We start from the raw sequence: 17,530 nt of genomic DNA on the forward strand, positions 1-17,530 counted from the left end.
ATTTTATCGGCCATAAATAGAGGTGGTTTAACGGGCATACTTAATATTCATCGGCCGAACTGTCAATATTCCGTTTATCGGTCACCTCATCAGCTTTATGGCCAGAACTTTAATATATCTAGGAATCAGGAAAAAGCCAGCGCCCGTTAACAGGCGGCTGGCTTCAAGTGATTTTATATGGCACGTCCCCAATGACGGTGCATGGCTATGGTATTGATTAAATTTTCACTGGAGGATGGATCGCCGCTTTTGATTTCTACGATACCCATATCAGAGAGTGTTTGTGATTGCCCCAGCATGTTTAAGGCTTCTGACGGCAGCAATTCCGCTCCCTCGCCGCCAAACGCAATCGTTTTAAAATGCTTGTAGGCTTCACTGACGAATTCCTTGGCCTGCGGCACCTTTTTCAGCGCTTCTGCACTTTCTTTCCCGCCGGCGATATAGATGGTATCATACATAACGGAATGGGAGGTCAGAAAGGTTTTCATGACTTCCAGCTCTCCGCCGTCACCTTTAATCATGCCCAGGTTTTTGCTGACAATCTCCGGCATGATCCCAGCCGCTTTCAAGGCTTCCATTACGCTGCTGACTTCGGTATAGTTGAACCCATTATCAGCAAGAATGGCGACTTTCCGGGTCATAGCTGATCTGGCTGTATTCATTTGGCTTAATGCAGGAGAAGAAAGCGTGACTTTGGATTCTGCCGCCGCATCCGGCACCTTCACGCCGACTCCAAGGGCAATTTGTTCGGCCAGGTAAAGGTCAACATTACTGAACATATCTACTACCTGCTGCTTTATATCCTTGTTCTGCACCTTGCCAACTTCAAAACGGAAGGCTTCGATAATATGCTCCTTTTCCACTTCTGACATGCTGTTCCAGAACAATTTTGCCTGGCTGTAGTGGTCTTTGAAGCTGTCGCTGCGCTGGCGTACCTTTCGTCCTTCAACCTTTTCCTGATAATGAACATAACCGCCTTCTTCTGCTGTGGCAGGGCTTGGATCATTTTTCTGCATCGAGTTTTTATGATAAGCAACCGGCCCTTTGTTGATCGTCATGCGATGATAGCCGTCATACTGATTATTATGGAAGGGACATACCGGACGGTTGATCGGGATTTCATGGAAGTTTGGACCGCCAAGGCGGATCAGCTGGGTGTCTGTATAGGAAAACAGGCGGCCCTGCAGCAATGGATCATTTGAAAAATCAATGCCCGGCACCACATGCCCAGGGTGGAACGCGACTTGTTCCGTTTCAGCAAATACGTTATCCTGGTTGCGGTTCAGTGTCATTTTTCCAATGATCTTAACCGGGACCATTTCCTCCGGCCACAGCTTCGTCGCATCCAGAATATCAAAATCAAAGGAGAATTCATCTTCTTCATCAATCATCTGGACACCCAGCTCAAATTCAGGGTAATCTCCCATTTCGATCGCTTCCCAAAGATCACGGCGGTGGAAATCCGGATCCTTTCCGGCAAGCTTTTGGGCTTCGTCAAAAACAAGTGAATGAGTGCCCAGAACCGGCTTCCAGTGGAATTTCACAAAACGCGCCCTGCCCTGCTCGTTCACAAACCGGAATGTGTGAACACCGAAGCCTTCCATCATGCGATAGCTGCGCGGGATCGCACGGTCTGACATCGTCCACATGATCATATGGGCAGTTTCCGTATTGTTGGCGGCAAAATCCCAGAACGTGTCATGGGCAGTTGAAGCCTGCGGCATTTCGTTATGCGGCTCCGGCTTGAATGAGTGGACAAGATCCGGGAATTTGATGGCATCCTGAATGAAAAACACGGGAATATTATTGCCGACTAAATCATAATTGCCCTCTTCCGTATAAAACTTGGTGGCAAAGCCGCGGGCATCACGTACAGAGTCTGCCGAGCCGCGGGAGCCGGCAACTGTCGAGAACCGGACAAAGACCGGGGTTTTGACGGATGGGTTCTGCAGAAACTTTGCACGGGTATATTCTGCCATGGGTTCATACACCTGGAAGAAGCCATGTGCGCCAAAACCGCGGGCATGAACAACCCGTTCAGGGATGCGTTCATGATCAAAGTGCGTCATTTTTTCCCGAAAGTGAAAGTCCTCCATCAAGGTCGGTCCGCGGGAACCGGCTTTCAGCGAATGCTCATCCTCCGAAACCTTTACACCCTGATTCGTCGTCAGCTTCTGGCCCGAGTTATCCACGCGGAATTCCTCGAGCTGCCTGTCTTTACTATGCTCATTTACACCTTTGTTTTGCGGATCCTGTTTCAAATGTTCATTCCTCCTTATATTTAAGAAGCAAATGCTTCTGGATTACGGTGTATGTATCTATTATTGAAGTACCCTACATTCAAGAAGGTAAACAGCAAAAAAAGAAAGAAGCGGGACCATTACGAATAAATTAGAAGGAATATCAGCATAGCTTTACAGAAATTGGTTCTGAAGCATTTTAGAATTTTGTTTTTTCTGACAATAATATATAAAAAAAGTAAATGAGTATTGTCAATAATAGTAAAACAATATAGAATTTTCATATAACCTCACATAGAGGCAGGTGAAACGGTGGAAATTACAAAGCATTTTTTCTTTAATCTATCGCTCTTGATCGTTATCTTGTTTGTTGTGCTTGTATTGGCGGAAAAAAGCTCTAAATTCCGGTTTTCCAAAGTCCGCTCTTTTGTATGGCTTTTGTTTATGATCTGGATATGCTTTCAGTTTTCCTTTCAGCCAAGCCCCCATTATTTTTTTGATTTACGTTTGATACCTGTCATCATCGGCGGTTTATATGCGGGGATCGGCCTCGCTTTGGCCGGGTCTGTGATTTTGATGAGAAGTTTTTATGGAATAGAGCCTGGGTTTTATTCTAATATTCTTTTATATTTGCCCCTGGGGATTATTCTTTGGAAGCTCTATCCCTGGTTTTGGATGCAGGTGCCCCGAAAAAGGATTCGCTTTTCGGTTATCATTACCCTGATTTTAAGTGTACTGACGGTCATGGTAATGGAAATAAGCGCCCCGCCACAAAACCGGTTCGATGCCTGGTTTGCCTATTTGATGATTCCGCCATTGGGTGTCTTTATGATTACATACGTATTTGAGTTCGCTAAAAGAAATTTGGATATGCGTGAGAATCTCGTCCGGGCTGAAAAGCTTGAAGCTGTCGAGCAAATGGGTGCAGCCATCTCCCATGAAATCCGCAATCCCCTGACAGCCGCCATCGGATTTGTACAGCTTTTGCAGGAGCAGCGGCTGCCCCCGCGAAAAAGGGTGGAGTATCTGAGTATTGTGAAGGCTGAGCTGGAATCAGCAGAGCAGGTCATCCAGAACTATTTAACCTTTTCCAAGCCATCCTTAGATAAGATTGAGGAAATCAATGTAAAAAAAGAGCTCATGCAGGTAATGAATATATTAAAGCCGACTGCCAACCAGAATTCCGTCGAAATCAATGCCCACTTTTCCCTCCTCGGATCTATTAAGGGGGATCGGCAAAAATTCCACCAATGTTTCTTGAATGTAATTAAAAATTCAATCGAAGCTATGCCGCGCGGAGGGCAATTATACATAGAAACACACTACAGCAGCAGCCAGATCACCATCGAAATTAAGGACACCGGCGTCGGCATGACTCCCGAACAGCTTCAGCGCCTGGGAGAACCCTATTATTCTACTAAAGGCACCAAAGGGACCGGCCTTGGAATGATGGTCGTATTCAGTATTATAAGGGCCATGGATGGCAATGTCAGGGTCAAAAGCGAAGTCGATAAGGGAACTGTTTTCAGCTTTACTTTTCCGAATTATAAGTCGGAAATACATAAGGATTAACAAAAAACAGCAGGGGCCCCTGCTGTTTTTTTATAGCTTATCATGATTCTATCTGCTCCGCTTCCAAATGCTTCGTGCAGTTATACAGCTCACAGTTCCACTTGCTTTCTTTTATTAACAGTTCCGTGATGGAGGTGTTTTTCGGCGGAGTGGATAGGTCTGTCTGCGGAACCAGTTCTTTTAACAGGTGGCGAATGAAGGAACCGTGGCTTACGATTAAAACGTTTTGGAACGGATGCTTTTCTGTAATCTCCTGCAGGAAGCCAAGCCCTCTTTTCATAATACTTTCTTTCGGCTCGAATCCAAGGTCCATTTCACGCCAATTCTTGCCCCATTTCTCAAGACGCTCTGCTTCGGTGGTACCTTCAATCATCCCGCCGCCGACTTCCCTTAATCGGGGATCAAGGTGAAGAGGAATGGAACCGATTTTCTCCTGAATCGCTTCTGCCGTCTGCTTTGCCCTAAGGAGATTACTGGAGTAAATCACATCCCAATTTTCACCGCTAACCCGTTCGGCCAGGCGTTTGGCCTCAGCCAATCCTTCTTCATGGAGAGGAATATCCGAGCTTCCCTGTGCCCGTCCCTCCTTATTCCAGGCTGTAATCCCGTGTCTGATCAATCCGATTTTTGTCATTAGTAAACACGTCCTTTTTTTGACTTGATTGTTACTAATAAAATTGGCGTTCCCTCATCTAATTAAAAACAGCGGTACTTGCCGCTCCTGCAGCTAATCTACTTTCCTCATGCTTGTAAAAGGATACCAGACAAATTCGCTGACTCCAACTATCCGCTCTTTCTCAATAAAACCGAGCCCATTCCGGCTGTCCAGGCTGACAAGGCGGTTGTCTCCCATAACGTAATAGTGATCACTCGGGACCGTGAGAGGGCCGAAGTCACCCGTCAGTTTGCTGACAATACCTTCTGCTGCTTCGCGATTTTCAGCAAGGTAATCTTCATCCCATTGCTGGCCGTTAATATACAGCTGGTCATTCTTCATTTCCAGTTCATCACCTGGGAAACCTATTAATCTCTTTACATAGTTCTTTTCATCGCCCCTGATGATGACAATATCGCCTCTGTTCAGTTCTTCAAATTTATTTACAAAGATTTTTTCCTCGTCATGAAGGGTCGGATCCATGGAGGCTCCTTCCACATAGTATGGTGAAAAAAGAAAGACCCTGATGACCAGTGCGAGTCCAAAGGCTATCAGAAGGGATTTCAGCCAGCTCGCTATTTCATGCTTATTCATGTGCCCCACCAAATCTTTCTGCACCCATATACCTTTCTTGGATTAAGGTGCGGTGATGAAGTTCATGTCCGGCAATAATATAGGCAATGGCCCTGGCGGTTACCCCGGTCCCGTTGGCATTCCCTTGCCTTATCAGTGCCTCATCCTCCAGACTTTTCAGTAAAGCAATCGTATTTTGGCGAACCTGGGACAGCTGGGCGGAAAGCTCCCCAATACTGAAGCGGTTGAATTTGCCATTCTTTACATACTGGTTATCATCATATCCCGGAAGCTCAGCCTTCTCACCTCTGCCGATGCAAAGCAGGCGGTAGCTCATGATACGTTCGGTATCTGTAATATGGCCGATTACTTCCTTAATCGTCCATTTTTCCGGAGCATAGCGGAAATGTGCCTGGTCTTCATTCAGATCTTTTACCAGATTCATTGTCTCCTTCATTTGTTCATCGAGGATCTGCAGAAGGTCCCCTTCCGGTATAGAGCTGACATATTTCTCATAATACGGCGCATACTCATCAGATTCAGGTTTCGTTAACATCTCGGTCCCTCCCATTCTATTACCTTATTTTACTGAATTTTCATCTAAAGAGCCAACTTCAGGTCTGAAAAAGCTCGCCCCTGATTGCTTTGACATACCGTTCGGCTGACCGCTGCACAGCAAGGTCTGCCTCTTTTTCTACCACTCTGTGAAACGCATTGTAAATCCGGTCAAATGACAGCGGTTTGATTTTGCCGGCCATCCGTTCAACCGTTTCAGCAGGAAGCGGAATGAGGTTCGGGTAGCTGTACATGAAGCTGACCCAATCCCTGTCCGCAACAACCTGAATGATGTCGCCGGTGAGCATGACGCCTTTGCCCCCATTCCCCTTTTCCCAATGAAGGACAGCACCGCCTTTAAAATGGCCGCCAAGGCGGTGTATGACCAGGCCATCATTTAGCTTGAGACTTTCCCCGCTCCAGAAAATGATGTGATCACTTTCCCTCACCACCCACTCCCTGTCGTCTTCATGGATATAGATCGGCACATTGAATGCTTCCGCCCATTCAACTTGTGCTTAATAATAGTGAGGATGGGACAGTGCGATCGCGCTAAGTCCTCCCAGTTCTTTTAGGGTTTCAATCGTATACTCATCAAGGTAGGTAATGCAATCCCACATCAGATTAAAACCGTTATGCTGAACGAGATAGGCTGTCTGGCCGATCGCAAACTCAGGAGCTGTTTTCAAGCTGTAAAGATTGGATTCCTCCCGCTGTATTTCATTCGTATAATTTTGGCTTTCCGTCATTTCATGTAAAGTAGTCCATTCCTGGCCGCCGGGTCCAACATACTGGCGCTCTTCCATGCAGATCGGGCAGCTTTCAGGCTGATGATCGCATGGTGGAAATTGCGTTCCGCACGTTTTGCATATATATTTTTCCAAAGATATTGCCTCCGTTTCTCATACTGGTTATATTAACCATTTTAATACTGGAAACGTTTTGTTTAATCGCCGTTTCGACTGAAAGCGGCTACAGCTTTAGACTGAGAACTTATACTTTAAGCCTAATGTAAAAACCTCAAAGCCCAGCTTCTCGTAATAGCCCGCTTTTTCTTCCTCGGCCAGCAGCTGTAAATGCAGCCGGGCCTTTGAGCACTCTGCTGCAAGCCTTCGCACCATTTCCTTGCCGATGCCCCGGCTGCGATAATCTGGATCAACGATCAATCCGCAAAGATAAGCATTAATCACTCCGTCTGAAATAATGCGTCCTGACCCGACCAGGCTCTCTCCATCATAGGCACTGATCACAAGCCAGCTCTTCTCCATCGCCTTATGCAATTTGTCTTTCGGCAGCTTCAAAAAATCATTCCAGCCGTCATTTTCATATAACTGAAATAACTGATCCTGGCCGGGTATGGCCAATTCATATTTGATCATAAACAATCTCCTTAATAAGGGAATGCTAATCCTATTCTGGTTCGGGGCGAAAGAATCCTTCTTTTAAGAATTATGCAGTATTGATGCTCAAGAACACTTTAGGATTGCTTAATGAATCTTTTTTGATTTTCATCCGTAACAGATAGTAACGAAATTATTATTAGGAGAGATTCATTATGGGAAATATATTTATTTTTTCACTCATCGCCGGACTTGCAATTTCGATCCTGCTGATTCCGTTCAGCTATAAAGCAAAGGCCAAGGAAAAGGAAGGCAGGAGGCTCGGCACCGGGTTCATGGCCGGGACAGCTGCCCTATCTGTGATATTTGTTTTTGCCGTGTATTATTTCACCAATCTGGACCGGAATTTAACCAGTTTGTGGCTGTTTGCAGTTATCGCTTCTGTAATCGGGGCAGTTTTCGCGACCGGCCGAGAGCGTATGATTAAAACGGGTGTGTTTGTCCTTAGTTTAGCTGCAGGTGCTTTCTTTCTGACAGCTTTCTTGTTTAATGCGGATGATAAATACGAAAGTGCCAAAATGAAGGAAAAAACGGAGATCGAAACGTTTGATGAAAAAGAAACACCCGCGAGCGTGCCGCCTAAGTTTGCGCGCAATAAGATGAAGAAGGCTTTCGGGCAGGTTCCAAACACGAGTTATTATGAACTTGGCAGCCTGCAGATTCAGAAAGTCAATGGAGAATATGTTTATATTGCGCCTGTAGAGTTTTCTGGCTTTTTCAAATGGTGGAACGGGGATAAGACACCAGGCTATTTTACAATCAGTGCGACTGATTCCTCAGCAAATCCGAAGTTTGTGAAAAGCGATATGGTGTACACACCATCCTCTTATTTTAATAAAAATTTAGAGCGTCATATCCGGATGCAGCATCCGCAGGCCATTTTTTACGGAGATGTGCAGCTGGAAGTAGATGACGACGGAAAGCCGTTTTATATCCGTTCATATGGGGAATTTATTTCAGCAAGAAATGGCTTTGATGTTCAAGGGGTGGTCATGGTTGACCCGCTGAACGGACAGACGAAGTCTTATAAACTTGCGGATGTGCCGGCCTTTATTGATGGAGCAGTTTCCCCTGAGACGGTCAGTCTGCAGAACAGCTATTTCGGGAATTATGTACATGGCTTCTGGAACAGCAAATTCGGAAAGTCCGATGTAAGGCATCCATCGGATGAAGGAACGGAAGCCAATGTGAGCCCTATTTTTGATGAAAATGGCGACATGTATTACTTCACTGATTTTACGAGTCCAAAAGAAGGCGTTGATTCAATGCTTGGCTATTCTCTGACAAATTCAAGGACAGGCGAAGCCACCTTCTTTACGGGCAATCTTGAAGAATCTTATATGGATTCACAGGGTGCCCTCCAGATTATTGAGAAAAAGTTCATTGAGAAAAAGTGGAGCGGCGAAATGCCTGTTCTGTATAACTTCTACGGGGAAGCGAGCTGGCTGACACCTGTGCTTGATGCCAATGGATTCCTGCAGAACTACTTTATTGTATCAGCTGCCAATCCGGAAATATCCGCTTATGGAACGACGCCAAATGAAGCATTGCGTTTGTATAAAACCGCTCTGCAGCGGGGCGGCGGCACGGTAGACGGAAGTTCGAAAGCGGAGGAAAAACAGATTAGCGGAACTGTGGTGCGGGTGTACAAAGAGAAATCAGGCGATTTCACGGTCGTATCAATCCTTCTGGACAACCGACAGAGCTATGTGGTTTCATCCGAAACCGTGCCGATGGCCATTTATCTGCAGGAAGGCGATCAGGTCGAAGTTAACTATCTGGATACAGGTGAGGCATTCCTGCCTGTGAAGGAAATGAGTATTAAAGGATTGGAATAGATGCAAAAACACGATGAAGACTGTCTTCATCGTGTTTTTTATTAGCCTGCTATTATGTTCGCTGATTTAATGGCGCTCGATAGCGTGGATTTGACGCTGACATGTTCAAATGACAGCCCGAGCTGTACTGCTGTCTGGGCAATTTCCGGTCTTAAGCCGGAGATTGTAGTCTTTACGCCGATCAGGCTTAGCGCTTCGATCAGCTGGAATAGCTGATGGGCTACCATGGTATCAATCATGACTACGCCTGAAAGGTCAAGGAACAGCTGGTTGACGCCTAATTTATTGCATTGCTGAAGTGTATTTTCAAGCATAATTTTCGCTCGTGCTGTATCAATATCCCCGACAAGCGGCAGAAGTGCGATCTCTGCTGTCAATGAAATGACCGGAGAACTGAGTTCAAGGATTAAAGCCTGCTGAGCCTGCAGCCTCTTCTGGGAATGTTTATTGTACTCTTCCGTGAACCAGGTAACCACTTCCCCAATGGTTCTGATGATCATTCTGCGCCATAAGGTGATTTGTTTTTCATTATAATGGCCCTGATTGATTGCAACGAACTGCTCAAGCAGATTCAAATACTGTTCCTGGGTGTTAAAGAACTCCTTCAGTATCATCTCAAGAGGTGTGCGGAGATGTTCATCATCCTGCGCCACTTTGACAATCCAGCCTTCCAAATCATTAAAGAACGCTTCTTCTTCTTTATGGAAGACTTCGGAGAACTGCTTGTGGAATCCATAATTCTGCTTTTTGACTTTTTCAATTACAGCGGGGTCTTCCGAGGTATAAATCCCGCCGCTCTCTTCTTTGTTTACATTTTTATACCATTCTTCTGTTAAGTCCCATGTTTTTTCAAGGAAAAATTGATATAGATCATGATTACGATGCATGCCCGTCTCCCCTAACCGAACTGTTATTTCAATATTTTTATTTTAACCGAAGAGAAATAAAGTGTCATTTTTAAGCTCCTACCTATTTTCAGCCAATTCCCTGCTGTTAGCATACTTATAGTCTGCCCCCTGCCTTGGAAGCATTATGCTTAAGGAGGATGCGAATACCAGAAGAATGATGGATGCAATGAAAGAACTGTCATAGCTGCCTGTCAGATCAAATAATACACCAGGGACGAAAGAACCGAGAGCTGAACCCAGCTGATGGCTCAAATAAATCCACCCAATTACTGCTCCTGCTGACAGGTGCCTGAAATATTCCGCAGCCAGTTTCATGGTTGGTGCGACAGTAGCAAAATTGACAATTCCAAAGCTGATGGCAAACAGAATCAGCAGATGGGACTGAGTGACGAAAAAGCCAAACAAGGAAGCATCATTTACGATGATCAGCAGAAGAACAATGGTTAACGCCCTTACTCCATAGAGAAAGGCTAGGATTTTTCGGCAATTCCACTTGTCTGCGAGGAATCCTGAAACGACAGTTCCAAGAATATTAAAGCCGGCCAGCAGGCTGACAGCGGCTCCCGTTACCCCAGGCGTAAATCCGCAATATTGGGCAAAGGGAATCAGATGCGTATCCATCAGGCCAGTAGTTGTGACACCGCACACGAAAAACGGGAGCATGAGAAACAGGAATTCTTTCCGCTTTAAGAGCTGGAATATGGATAGCGTTCCTTTTGGAGTTTCCTTTTTTCCCTGCTTCCCCTTTTGATTGTCACTCACGTTTGCCCCATAAGCATCGATTTGCAGATCGGCCGGGTTCGAACGGATGAAGAGCAGAAGAAGAGGAAAAATGAATACAATCAAAAAACAGCCGAGCACAAGAACTGTTGTTTTCCAGCCCAGCTGATCAATTAGGAATAAGGACAGCGGGACGAGAATAAGCTGTCCTGCGGCTGTGCCTGCAGACATCAGTCCCATGGCCATCCCCTTTTTATCGGCAAACCAGGTCGCCACTGCCATCGTTCCTGCTACATTGGATGCACCGCCAAAGCCAACAGAGGCAATCACACCGTATATAATCATCAGCTGGACGGGATTGGCGGTAAAAAAGGTCAGCAGTGTTGAAAAGCCAATAACCAAAATACTGAAGGACAGAACATAACGGATGCCGTATTTATCAATCAGCCGGCCGACATACGGCTGTGAAATGGCAAAAACAATATAGCTGACAAAGGCAATAAAGGAAATAACACTGCGATTGGCGGAAAACTCATTCTCCCAGGGCGCCATAAAGGCACCGAACGACAATCGTACACCCTGTGCAGCAAGCAAAGCCAAAAACGTCAGCATTAAAATTATCCACGCATAATGAATCTTTAAGCGCTTCACGATGTGAACCTTCTTTCCGGTGACAGGCACCTATACCAGTTGGGCCAAGTGGTATAGGTGCCTGTCACTTTTTTTAAAAATATCATACCATATATTTTTTATAACTTTCTAAATTTTGTTTACCTTTCGCGTTTATTCAACAATTTACTTTTCAATCAAATGTTTGATTGAAATGACAAGAAAGCACTTCCATTTCTGATTTTTTCCCGGGAAATAGCTGCAGGAATTGTCGTCAGCTCAGAGGTGGTTTCGACAATTAATGAGGAAAGGCCATTCCCCTTTGCGGAGAATGGCCTTTCCATTTATACTGCCTGCTTTTGCTGTTCCTGCTTCATTAATTTCATTTCACTGATGGCTTTCTTAGCCTTATTTTCATCAAACTCATTTTCGCTCTTTGCTACAACCATTGTTGCGATTCCGTTTCCGATCAGGTTCACGATCGCTCTTCCTTCACTCATGAAGCGGTCTACGCCAAGAAGAAGCGCCAATCCTTCAAGAGGAATAACCTGAAGGGCTGCAAGCGTAGAGGCCAATACGATAAATCCGCTGCCTGTTACACCCGCGGCGCCTTTTGAGGTCAGCATGAGCACTAATAGAATGGTAACCTGCTGGCCGATGGTCAGATCCACTCCGAACACTTGTGCAAGGAAGACAACCGCCATGGACAGGTAGATGGATGTACCGTCCAGGTTAAAGGAGTAGCCTGTTGGAATGACCAGACCCACAACCGATTTGGAGCAGCCGATCCGCTCCATTTTATCCATCATTCTCGGAAGCACTGATTCTGAAGAACTTGTGCCTAATACAATTAGTATTTCATCTTTTATGAACTTCAGATAATTCCATAAGCTGAATCCGTACATTTTGCAGATGATATTCAAAACAACAAAGATAAATAAGAACATGGTCACATACACAGAAATCATCAGTTTGCCAAGCGGAACAAGTGATGCCAGTCCGAAATGTCCGATTGTATAGGCCATGGCTCCAAATGCTCCAAGCGGGGCTGCCTTCATGACATAGCCGATGATTTTAAAGAAGACTAATGATAGCTTATCCAAAAATTCAATGACGACTTTGCCTTTTTCCCCAAGAGCCGCCAAGCCGACACCAAATAGAACAGAAAAGAATAATACCTGCAGGATATCTCCTTTTGCAAAAGCATCCACCATGTTGGAAGGAACAATATGTGTCACAAACTCAATCCAATTGATGCCCTCTCCGCCATTGGCTGTATACTGTGAAACATCTCCTTTTTCCAATTCATTAAAGTTCAGGCCTGCTCCTGGTTTAATGACATTAACGACGATCAGACCGATCATTAAAGCAAGTGTAGTAACAACCTCGAAGTATATGAACGCTTTTCCGCCCACTTTGCCGACTTTTTTCATATCGCCCATTTTAGCAATTCCAAGGACGATGGTCAGGAAAATAATCGGGGCGATGACCATTTTGACTGCGTTGATGAAGGTGTCGCCGACCGGTTTCATTTCTTTTCCGACCTCCGGCCAAATTAATCCGACCATAACACCGATAAAAATAGCCGTTAACACCTGAAAGGTTAAATTCTTATAAATCCGCTGTTTCTTCACTTTTATCTCATCTCCCTTTTTTCTAACTATTCATTCTATTAGAAATGATAGCGTTTTCAGATAAAAGGGAGAAGTTTATGGTCATAACGGATGTTTTGTTCATTTTGGTCTCAAGGAATGCAGCTAAACGATGACATACCGATTGACAGGCCTGCCCACGCCCCCGTACTGCACATCCAGCCGGATCGCACCGCTTTTTTCAAGATAATCAAGATAGCGGCGGGCAGTGACTCTGGCAATGCCGATGCCGTTCGCGACTTCTTCGGCTGAGCGGGGTTCGGTCTGCTGTTTCATAAACGCGGTAATTTCATTTAAAGTGAATTCATTCAGCCCTTTCGGCAATACGTTTTCTTCTTTCTTTGCCTGCTTGGCATAAATCAGGGCATCAAGCTGCTCCTGTGACAGGGTGCCCGATTCCTTCAGGCTCTCTCTGTAATGGCGGTATTTTTCGAGGGCCTGCTGGATCCTGTTCAGCTTAAAGGGCTTGATAATATAATCCCTGGCACCGTTTTGAAGCATCAGCTTGATGGTTTCCTTATCCTTTGCAGCGGAAACGACGATGACATCAGAATCGAGGTGCTGCTTTCTGAATTCCTGCAGAGTTTGAATGCCGTCCTTTTTCGGCATAAAAATATCTAAAATCACCAGATCAGGCTGCAGCTTTTTCGCAAGGCTGATGCCTTCCTCCCCATTTCCGGCTGCCGCAATGATTTTAAATCCTTCCACACTTGCAATAAACTCTTTATTCACTTCCTGGACCATTGGGTCATCTTCAATCAGCAGCACACTGATTTCTTCTTTAACCGCCATATGATTCTCCCTCCGCTTCCATCGGAAAAACGATTGTAAAAGAGGTTCCTTCATCCCTGCTTGTTGAAACCTCGATCGCTCCCCCGCCTTTTTCTGCAATTTGTTTGACAAGGTAAAGCCCGTAGCCTGTCCCGCCAGATTTATTGGCGGTAAATCCTTTTTCATATATTTTCGGCAATATTGCTTCCTCTATCCCGCTGCCGTTATCTTCCACCAGCACCGCACAAATCTCATCCGTCTGTTCAATGCTGATGTCAATTTTTCTATCTTCACGTTCACTATGCTCAAAAGCCCCGAAAGCATTCTCAATCAGATTGCCCAGCAGCAAAACAAAGTCATGGTGATCCAGGCGGCTCGGAAACAACTCCAGATTGCTGTTTGGATCGATGACCACCGTGATGCCCAATTCCTTGCCGCGCCTTACCTTGCTTAATAAAAGCCCTGCAATGGCATCGTTCCTGATTTTATCGCTGAGGAAATTCGAGAGGTTCTCCTGCTCTTCAGATGCATCAAATGTCAGCTGGAGTGCTTTGTCTGCTTTCCCGAGCTGGATCAATCCGGCAATAGTATGAAGCTTATTCATATGTTCATGATTCTGCACCCTCAGCGCCTCTACAAAGCTTTTCACACCGGTCAGCTCTTCGGCCAGCTTTGTAACTTCCGTGCGGTCCTGGAAAATGGCCACAGCTCCAATCTTCTCATTGTCTTTCCGAATGGGAATTCTGGTGCTCAGGATGACCTTGCCGCTTACAATGATCTGTTCGTTATAAACGGCACGATTACTTTCTACAATCTCAGGGAGCCTAGTGTCTTTTAGGACGTCTCGAATTTTTTTGCCTGCGACTTTGCCGGACACATTAAAAATTTTCTTTGCCTTTTCATTAAAGATCGTGATGTTTTCCTGGTTGTCGATCGCGATTACGCCTTCATTGATCGAATGGAAAGTGGCTGTCCTTTCCTCCAGCATCCGTTTGATTTCATGGGGCTCCAGCTGAAACATCTGCTTTTTAATATGATTGGCAAGCATTAAAGAGCCGATCAGCCCAAATATGAGCGTCAAAAGCACAATGATGCTGATTTCGTCTGCCAGATCTGTGATAATCTCCGTAATCGAAGGGATCTTATTGCCGACAACGACCACACCGATTTGATTAAGGCTTTCATCCTTTATCGGTATGAATGCGCGGATAAAGGTGCCGACGTCTCCCTCTGCCTTTGAAAAATAAATATGCTCGGCAAAAGCCGGTTTCTCATCCTCGCCTGATGAAGGCCTGCCGATCAGCTCCCTGACTGGATGGGAATAGCGGATACGTTCCATATTCATGATCACGATATAATCGGTTTCATTAATGATCCGAATTTCCTCTGCGACTTTATTAACCGTCTTCCAGCCCTGGGGCTGCAGGATTCCCTTTTTCACATCTGACAGTTCTGCCACCGTTCTGGCTGTATTCATCGAGCGTATCCTCAGTTCTTTTTCTTCCTGCTCCTGGATGTTTGCAATCACGACCATTCCGCCAATCAATAAAGAAAAAATAACGACGGCATAAGACAGGATGGTAATCTTCCAGCGGATGGGCAGCTGATTCACAAGGGGTTCCTCCCTTCTGTCTTTACGGATAGAATTCTTGTAAGTATGATAACATTAATAGTTTTAAAAAGGAGGATTCAAATGAAAAGCGCCGCAGGCTATATTCTCCTTGCCGGCATGGTTTTGCTGCTGGCTGCCTTCTTTGGCTATCAAAGCTTTTTCCCAAGAGAAGAGATTCCCTACGATGATGACCAGGAAGGGCTAAAGGATCAAATTGTCTTTAAGTTCAGCCATGTGGTGGCTGAAAATACGCCGAAGGGCCTTGCCGCCCAAAAGTTTGCAGAGCTCGTGGCCGAAAAATCGGATGGCCATATTAAAATAGAAGTGTTTCCAAACGGCAGCCTTTATTCTGATATTGAAGAAATTAATGCGCTTAAGGAAGGGCAGGTTCACTTTATTGCCCCTTCCACCTCTAAGCTTGGCATGCTTTCCCCCCAATGGGGCGTGCTTGATTTGCCTTTTGCCTTTCCTTCGCGTGAAGCTGCACTTGAAGGTCTGAATGGGGATATCGGCAGGCAGCTGCTGAATTCTCTTCAGGGGGACGGCATTAAAGGGCTCGCCCACTGGCCAAATGGATTTAAGCAGATCACTTCAAATCAGGGTCCTATTCAAAAACCGGGGGATCTGAAAGGACAATCCTTCCGTATCATGCAAAGTGATGTGATATCGGCCCAATTCAGCCGCCTGAAGGCAAAGGCTATTCAGGATTCCTTCAATTCCACTTACAAGCTGCTGGAGGAAGGCGATGTGGATGGTGAAGAAAACACGATTTCCAACATCTACTCAAAGAAATTTTATAACCTGCAAAAGCATATGACAATCAGCAACCATGGCTATCTGGGATATGCGGTGATGATGAGCGGGAAGGTCTGGAATGAGCAAAGTGAGGAAACAAAAAGGATTCTGCTTGAGGCAATGGAAGAAACAACTGAATGGAACAGCCGGAAGGCTTTTGATATGAACGAAGAACTGCTTGAAAAAATCAGACAGAATTCCTCCATTCAGATTCATGAACTCACACCGGAAGAAAAAAGGGAATGGCAGGCTGTGCTGGATCCGGTCTATGAGGACTTCTCACAGGATATCGGGAAGAATCTGGTAGAAGAGATGAAGGAACTGCGGGCTAAATATGAATGAAAAGGTGACAGGTCCTATACCAGTTGGCCGAAGTGGTATAGGTACCTGTCACCCATTTTTTACAGCTTCTGTATGAATGCTACTTTAAGGTAGTCTCCTTCTTTGAATTCCTTAATGGTGCGGAAGTCTTCCGGAAGGGTGAATTCCTCCAGGATTTTGTAGCGGTCCCCTGTTTGGGCGAATGCTTTTTTGATAAAGTCTTTGAATTTTTTCATGCTGAATGTGCTGCAGTTTGATGAGGCCACAATGATCCCGTTCTTTTCTGTGATCTGAATAGCCTGAGCGAGCAGCTCCGGGTAATCTTTTCTGGCGCTGAAAGTATGCTTTTTGGACCGGGCAAAGCTCGGAGGGTCCAGGATTACCATATCAAATGTCAGCTGCTTCCGGACAGCATATTTGAAGTAGTTGAACACATCTTCCACAATGATATCCTGTGCTTCAAAATCAATGCCGTTGACGCTGAACATTTCAATGGTTTTGCTTTTGCTGCGGTTGGCAAGGTCGACACTGGTTGTTTTCACTGCTCCCCCTAATGCGGCCGCCGCTGAAAAAGCGCCCGTATAAGAGAACGTATTCAGGACCGTTTTTCCTTCCGCATACTTGTCCCTGATTGTCTTCCGGACATGCCTCTGGTCAAGGAATACACCTACCATGGCGCCATCATTCAGATAAATGGGAAAGCTGATTCCATTCTCTTTCACCATTAGCGGAAAAGATGCCCGTTCTCCTGCTGCAAAATCATCGTCCTCTATATAAGTGCCTTTTACAGCAAACCGTTTCTTTTCATACAATCCTTTTACATCAGCACTGTTCATAAATGCCTGAATCACCGTATCCCTGAACGTATAAATGCCTTCGCTGTACCAGCTGATCACATAAAAGCCATCATAATAATCAATCGTGATGCCTCCGATTCCGTCTCCTTCTCCATTAAAAGCCCGAAAAGCGGTTGTATCGGGATCATGGAACAGAGCTTCCCGTCTTCTTAACGCTTCTTGGAATTTCTTTGCAAAAAATGCTTCACCAAAGGTTTCCTGAGGATTTCGCGACAGTATCCAGCCTCTGCCTTTATTCTGCTTTCCATAATATCCTTTGCCGATAAACCGGCCGCTCTCATCAGCCAGTTCAATGACCGCTCCCTCTTCAATGCCCTTCGGAATCCGCTGCACCGACTCCTCCGTCACAAGCGGATAGCCATTCCTAAAACTATTTTTATATTTAGAAGCCGCAATTAATTTGATAGCATTACTCATAAATTCACCCAATCATTTTGTTAGTATAGCTATCA

General features: G+C 45.3%; 15 protein-coding genes and 1 pseudogene. 3 read left to right on the forward strand and 13 right to left on the reverse strand.

The genetic code is table 11. The features are described from left to right. Positions 1-173 precede the first annotated feature (173 nt). Positions 174-2,261, reverse strand: coding sequence for a catalase (locus NYE23_RS16800; RefSeq protein WP_341079425.1), 2,088 nt, complete (start codon positions 2,259-2,261; stop codon positions 174-176). A gap of 291 nt (positions 2,262-2,552) precedes the next feature. Between NYE23_RS16800 and NYE23_RS16805 the strand changes: the two genes are divergently transcribed. Beyond that, positions 2,553-3,812 (forward strand): ATP-binding protein, encoded by a 1,260-nt coding sequence (locus tag NYE23_RS16805; protein WP_341079426.1) that lies wholly within the window; start codon positions 2,553-2,555, stop codon positions 3,810-3,812. A gap of 40 nt (positions 3,813-3,852) precedes the next feature. On the opposite strand, the gene NYE23_RS16810 is transcribed toward NYE23_RS16805, so the two are convergent. The 5 genes and pseudogenes from NYE23_RS16810 to NYE23_RS16830 all read right to left on the reverse strand — a co-directional run bounded on the left by NYE23_RS16810 (position 3,853) and on the right by NYE23_RS16830 (position 6,974). Beyond that, positions 3,853-4,446 (reverse strand): histidine phosphatase family protein, encoded by a 594-nt coding sequence (locus NYE23_RS16810; protein WP_341079427.1) that lies wholly within the window; start codon positions 4,444-4,446, stop codon positions 3,853-3,855. Between the two features lie 93 nt (positions 4,447-4,539). Next, complete coding sequence (gene lepB / locus NYE23_RS16815) at positions 4,540-5,061, reverse strand: signal peptidase I (RefSeq protein ID WP_341079428.1); 522 nt, start codon at positions 5,059-5,061, stop codon at positions 4,540-4,542. Then, positions 5,054-5,596 (reverse strand): DinB family protein, encoded by a 543-nt coding sequence (locus NYE23_RS16820; protein ID WP_341079429.1) that lies wholly within the window; start codon positions 5,594-5,596, stop codon positions 5,054-5,056. The genes lepB and NYE23_RS16820 overlap by 8 nt, the downstream gene beginning before the upstream one ends. 58 nt (positions 5,597-5,654) lie before the next feature. Continuing rightward, positions 5,655-6,479 (reverse strand): annotated as a pseudogene (locus tag NYE23_RS16825) (MBL fold metallo-hydrolase). 96 nt (positions 6,480-6,575) lie between these two features. Beyond that, a complete protein-coding gene (locus tag NYE23_RS16830) occupies positions 6,576-6,974 on the reverse strand; it encodes a GNAT family N-acetyltransferase (protein ID WP_341079430.1) in 399 nt (132 codons plus the stop codon). Positions 6,975-7,150: 176 nt separating this feature from the next. Between NYE23_RS16830 and NYE23_RS16835 the strand changes: the two genes are divergently transcribed. Further along, positions 7,151-8,833: a hypothetical protein gene (locus tag NYE23_RS16835; RefSeq protein WP_341079431.1), complete on the forward strand. Its 1,683-nt coding sequence runs from the start codon at positions 7,151-7,153 to the stop codon at positions 8,831-8,833. A gap of 41 nt (positions 8,834-8,874) precedes the next feature. On the opposite strand, the gene NYE23_RS16840 is transcribed toward NYE23_RS16835, so the two are convergent. From NYE23_RS16840 to NYE23_RS16865, 6 genes are all read right to left on the reverse strand, one after another. Continuing rightward, a complete protein-coding gene (locus tag NYE23_RS16840) occupies positions 8,875-9,720 on the reverse strand; it encodes an STAS domain-containing protein (RefSeq protein WP_341079432.1) in 846 nt (281 codons plus the stop codon). Between the two features lie 78 nt (positions 9,721-9,798). Then, the gene (locus tag NYE23_RS16845) at positions 9,799-11,112 is read right to left on the reverse strand and encodes an MFS transporter (RefSeq protein WP_341079433.1); all 1,314 of its coding nucleotides are present in this window, start codon (positions 11,110-11,112) and stop codon (positions 9,799-9,801) included. A 155-nt stretch (positions 11,113-11,267) separates the two neighbouring features. After that, positions 11,268-11,414, reverse strand: a complete 147-nt coding sequence (locus NYE23_RS16850; protein WP_341079434.1) for a hypothetical protein — start codon at positions 11,412-11,414, stop codon at positions 11,268-11,270. Next, complete coding sequence (gene dctP, locus NYE23_RS16855) at positions 11,415-12,704, reverse strand: C4-dicarboxylate transporter DctP (protein ID WP_341079435.1); 1,290 nt, start codon at positions 12,702-12,704, stop codon at positions 11,415-11,417. 123 nt (positions 12,705-12,827) lie between these two features. Further along, the gene (locus NYE23_RS16860; protein WP_341079436.1) at positions 12,828-13,514 is read right to left on the reverse strand and encodes a response regulator; all 687 of its coding nucleotides are present in this window, start codon (positions 13,512-13,514) and stop codon (positions 12,828-12,830) included. Next, a complete protein-coding gene (locus NYE23_RS16865; protein WP_341079437.1) occupies positions 13,504-15,105 on the reverse strand; it encodes a sensor histidine kinase in 1,602 nt (533 codons plus the stop codon). Before NYE23_RS16865 ends, NYE23_RS16860 begins: the two co-directional genes overlap by 11 nt. An 81-nt stretch (positions 15,106-15,186) precedes the next feature. Here NYE23_RS16865 and NYE23_RS16870 point away from each other — a divergent pair, with 81 nt between their 5' ends. Then, positions 15,187-16,242 (forward strand): TRAP transporter substrate-binding protein, encoded by a 1,056-nt coding sequence (locus tag NYE23_RS16870; protein ID WP_341079439.1) that lies wholly within the window; start codon positions 15,187-15,189, stop codon positions 16,240-16,242. A gap of 59 nt (positions 16,243-16,301) precedes the next feature. Here NYE23_RS16870 and NYE23_RS16875 read toward each other — a convergent pair whose 3' ends face one another. Then, the gene (locus NYE23_RS16875; protein ID WP_341079440.1) at positions 16,302-17,495 is read right to left on the reverse strand and encodes a class I SAM-dependent rRNA methyltransferase; all 1,194 of its coding nucleotides are present in this window, start codon (positions 17,493-17,495) and stop codon (positions 16,302-16,304) included. Positions 17,496-17,530: the final 35 nt, after the last annotated feature.

The sequence above is a fragment of the Cytobacillus sp. FSL H8-0458 genome (assembly GCF_038002165.1).
Taxonomy (GTDB): domain Bacteria; phylum Bacillota; class Bacilli; order Bacillales; family Cytobacillaceae; genus Cytobacillus.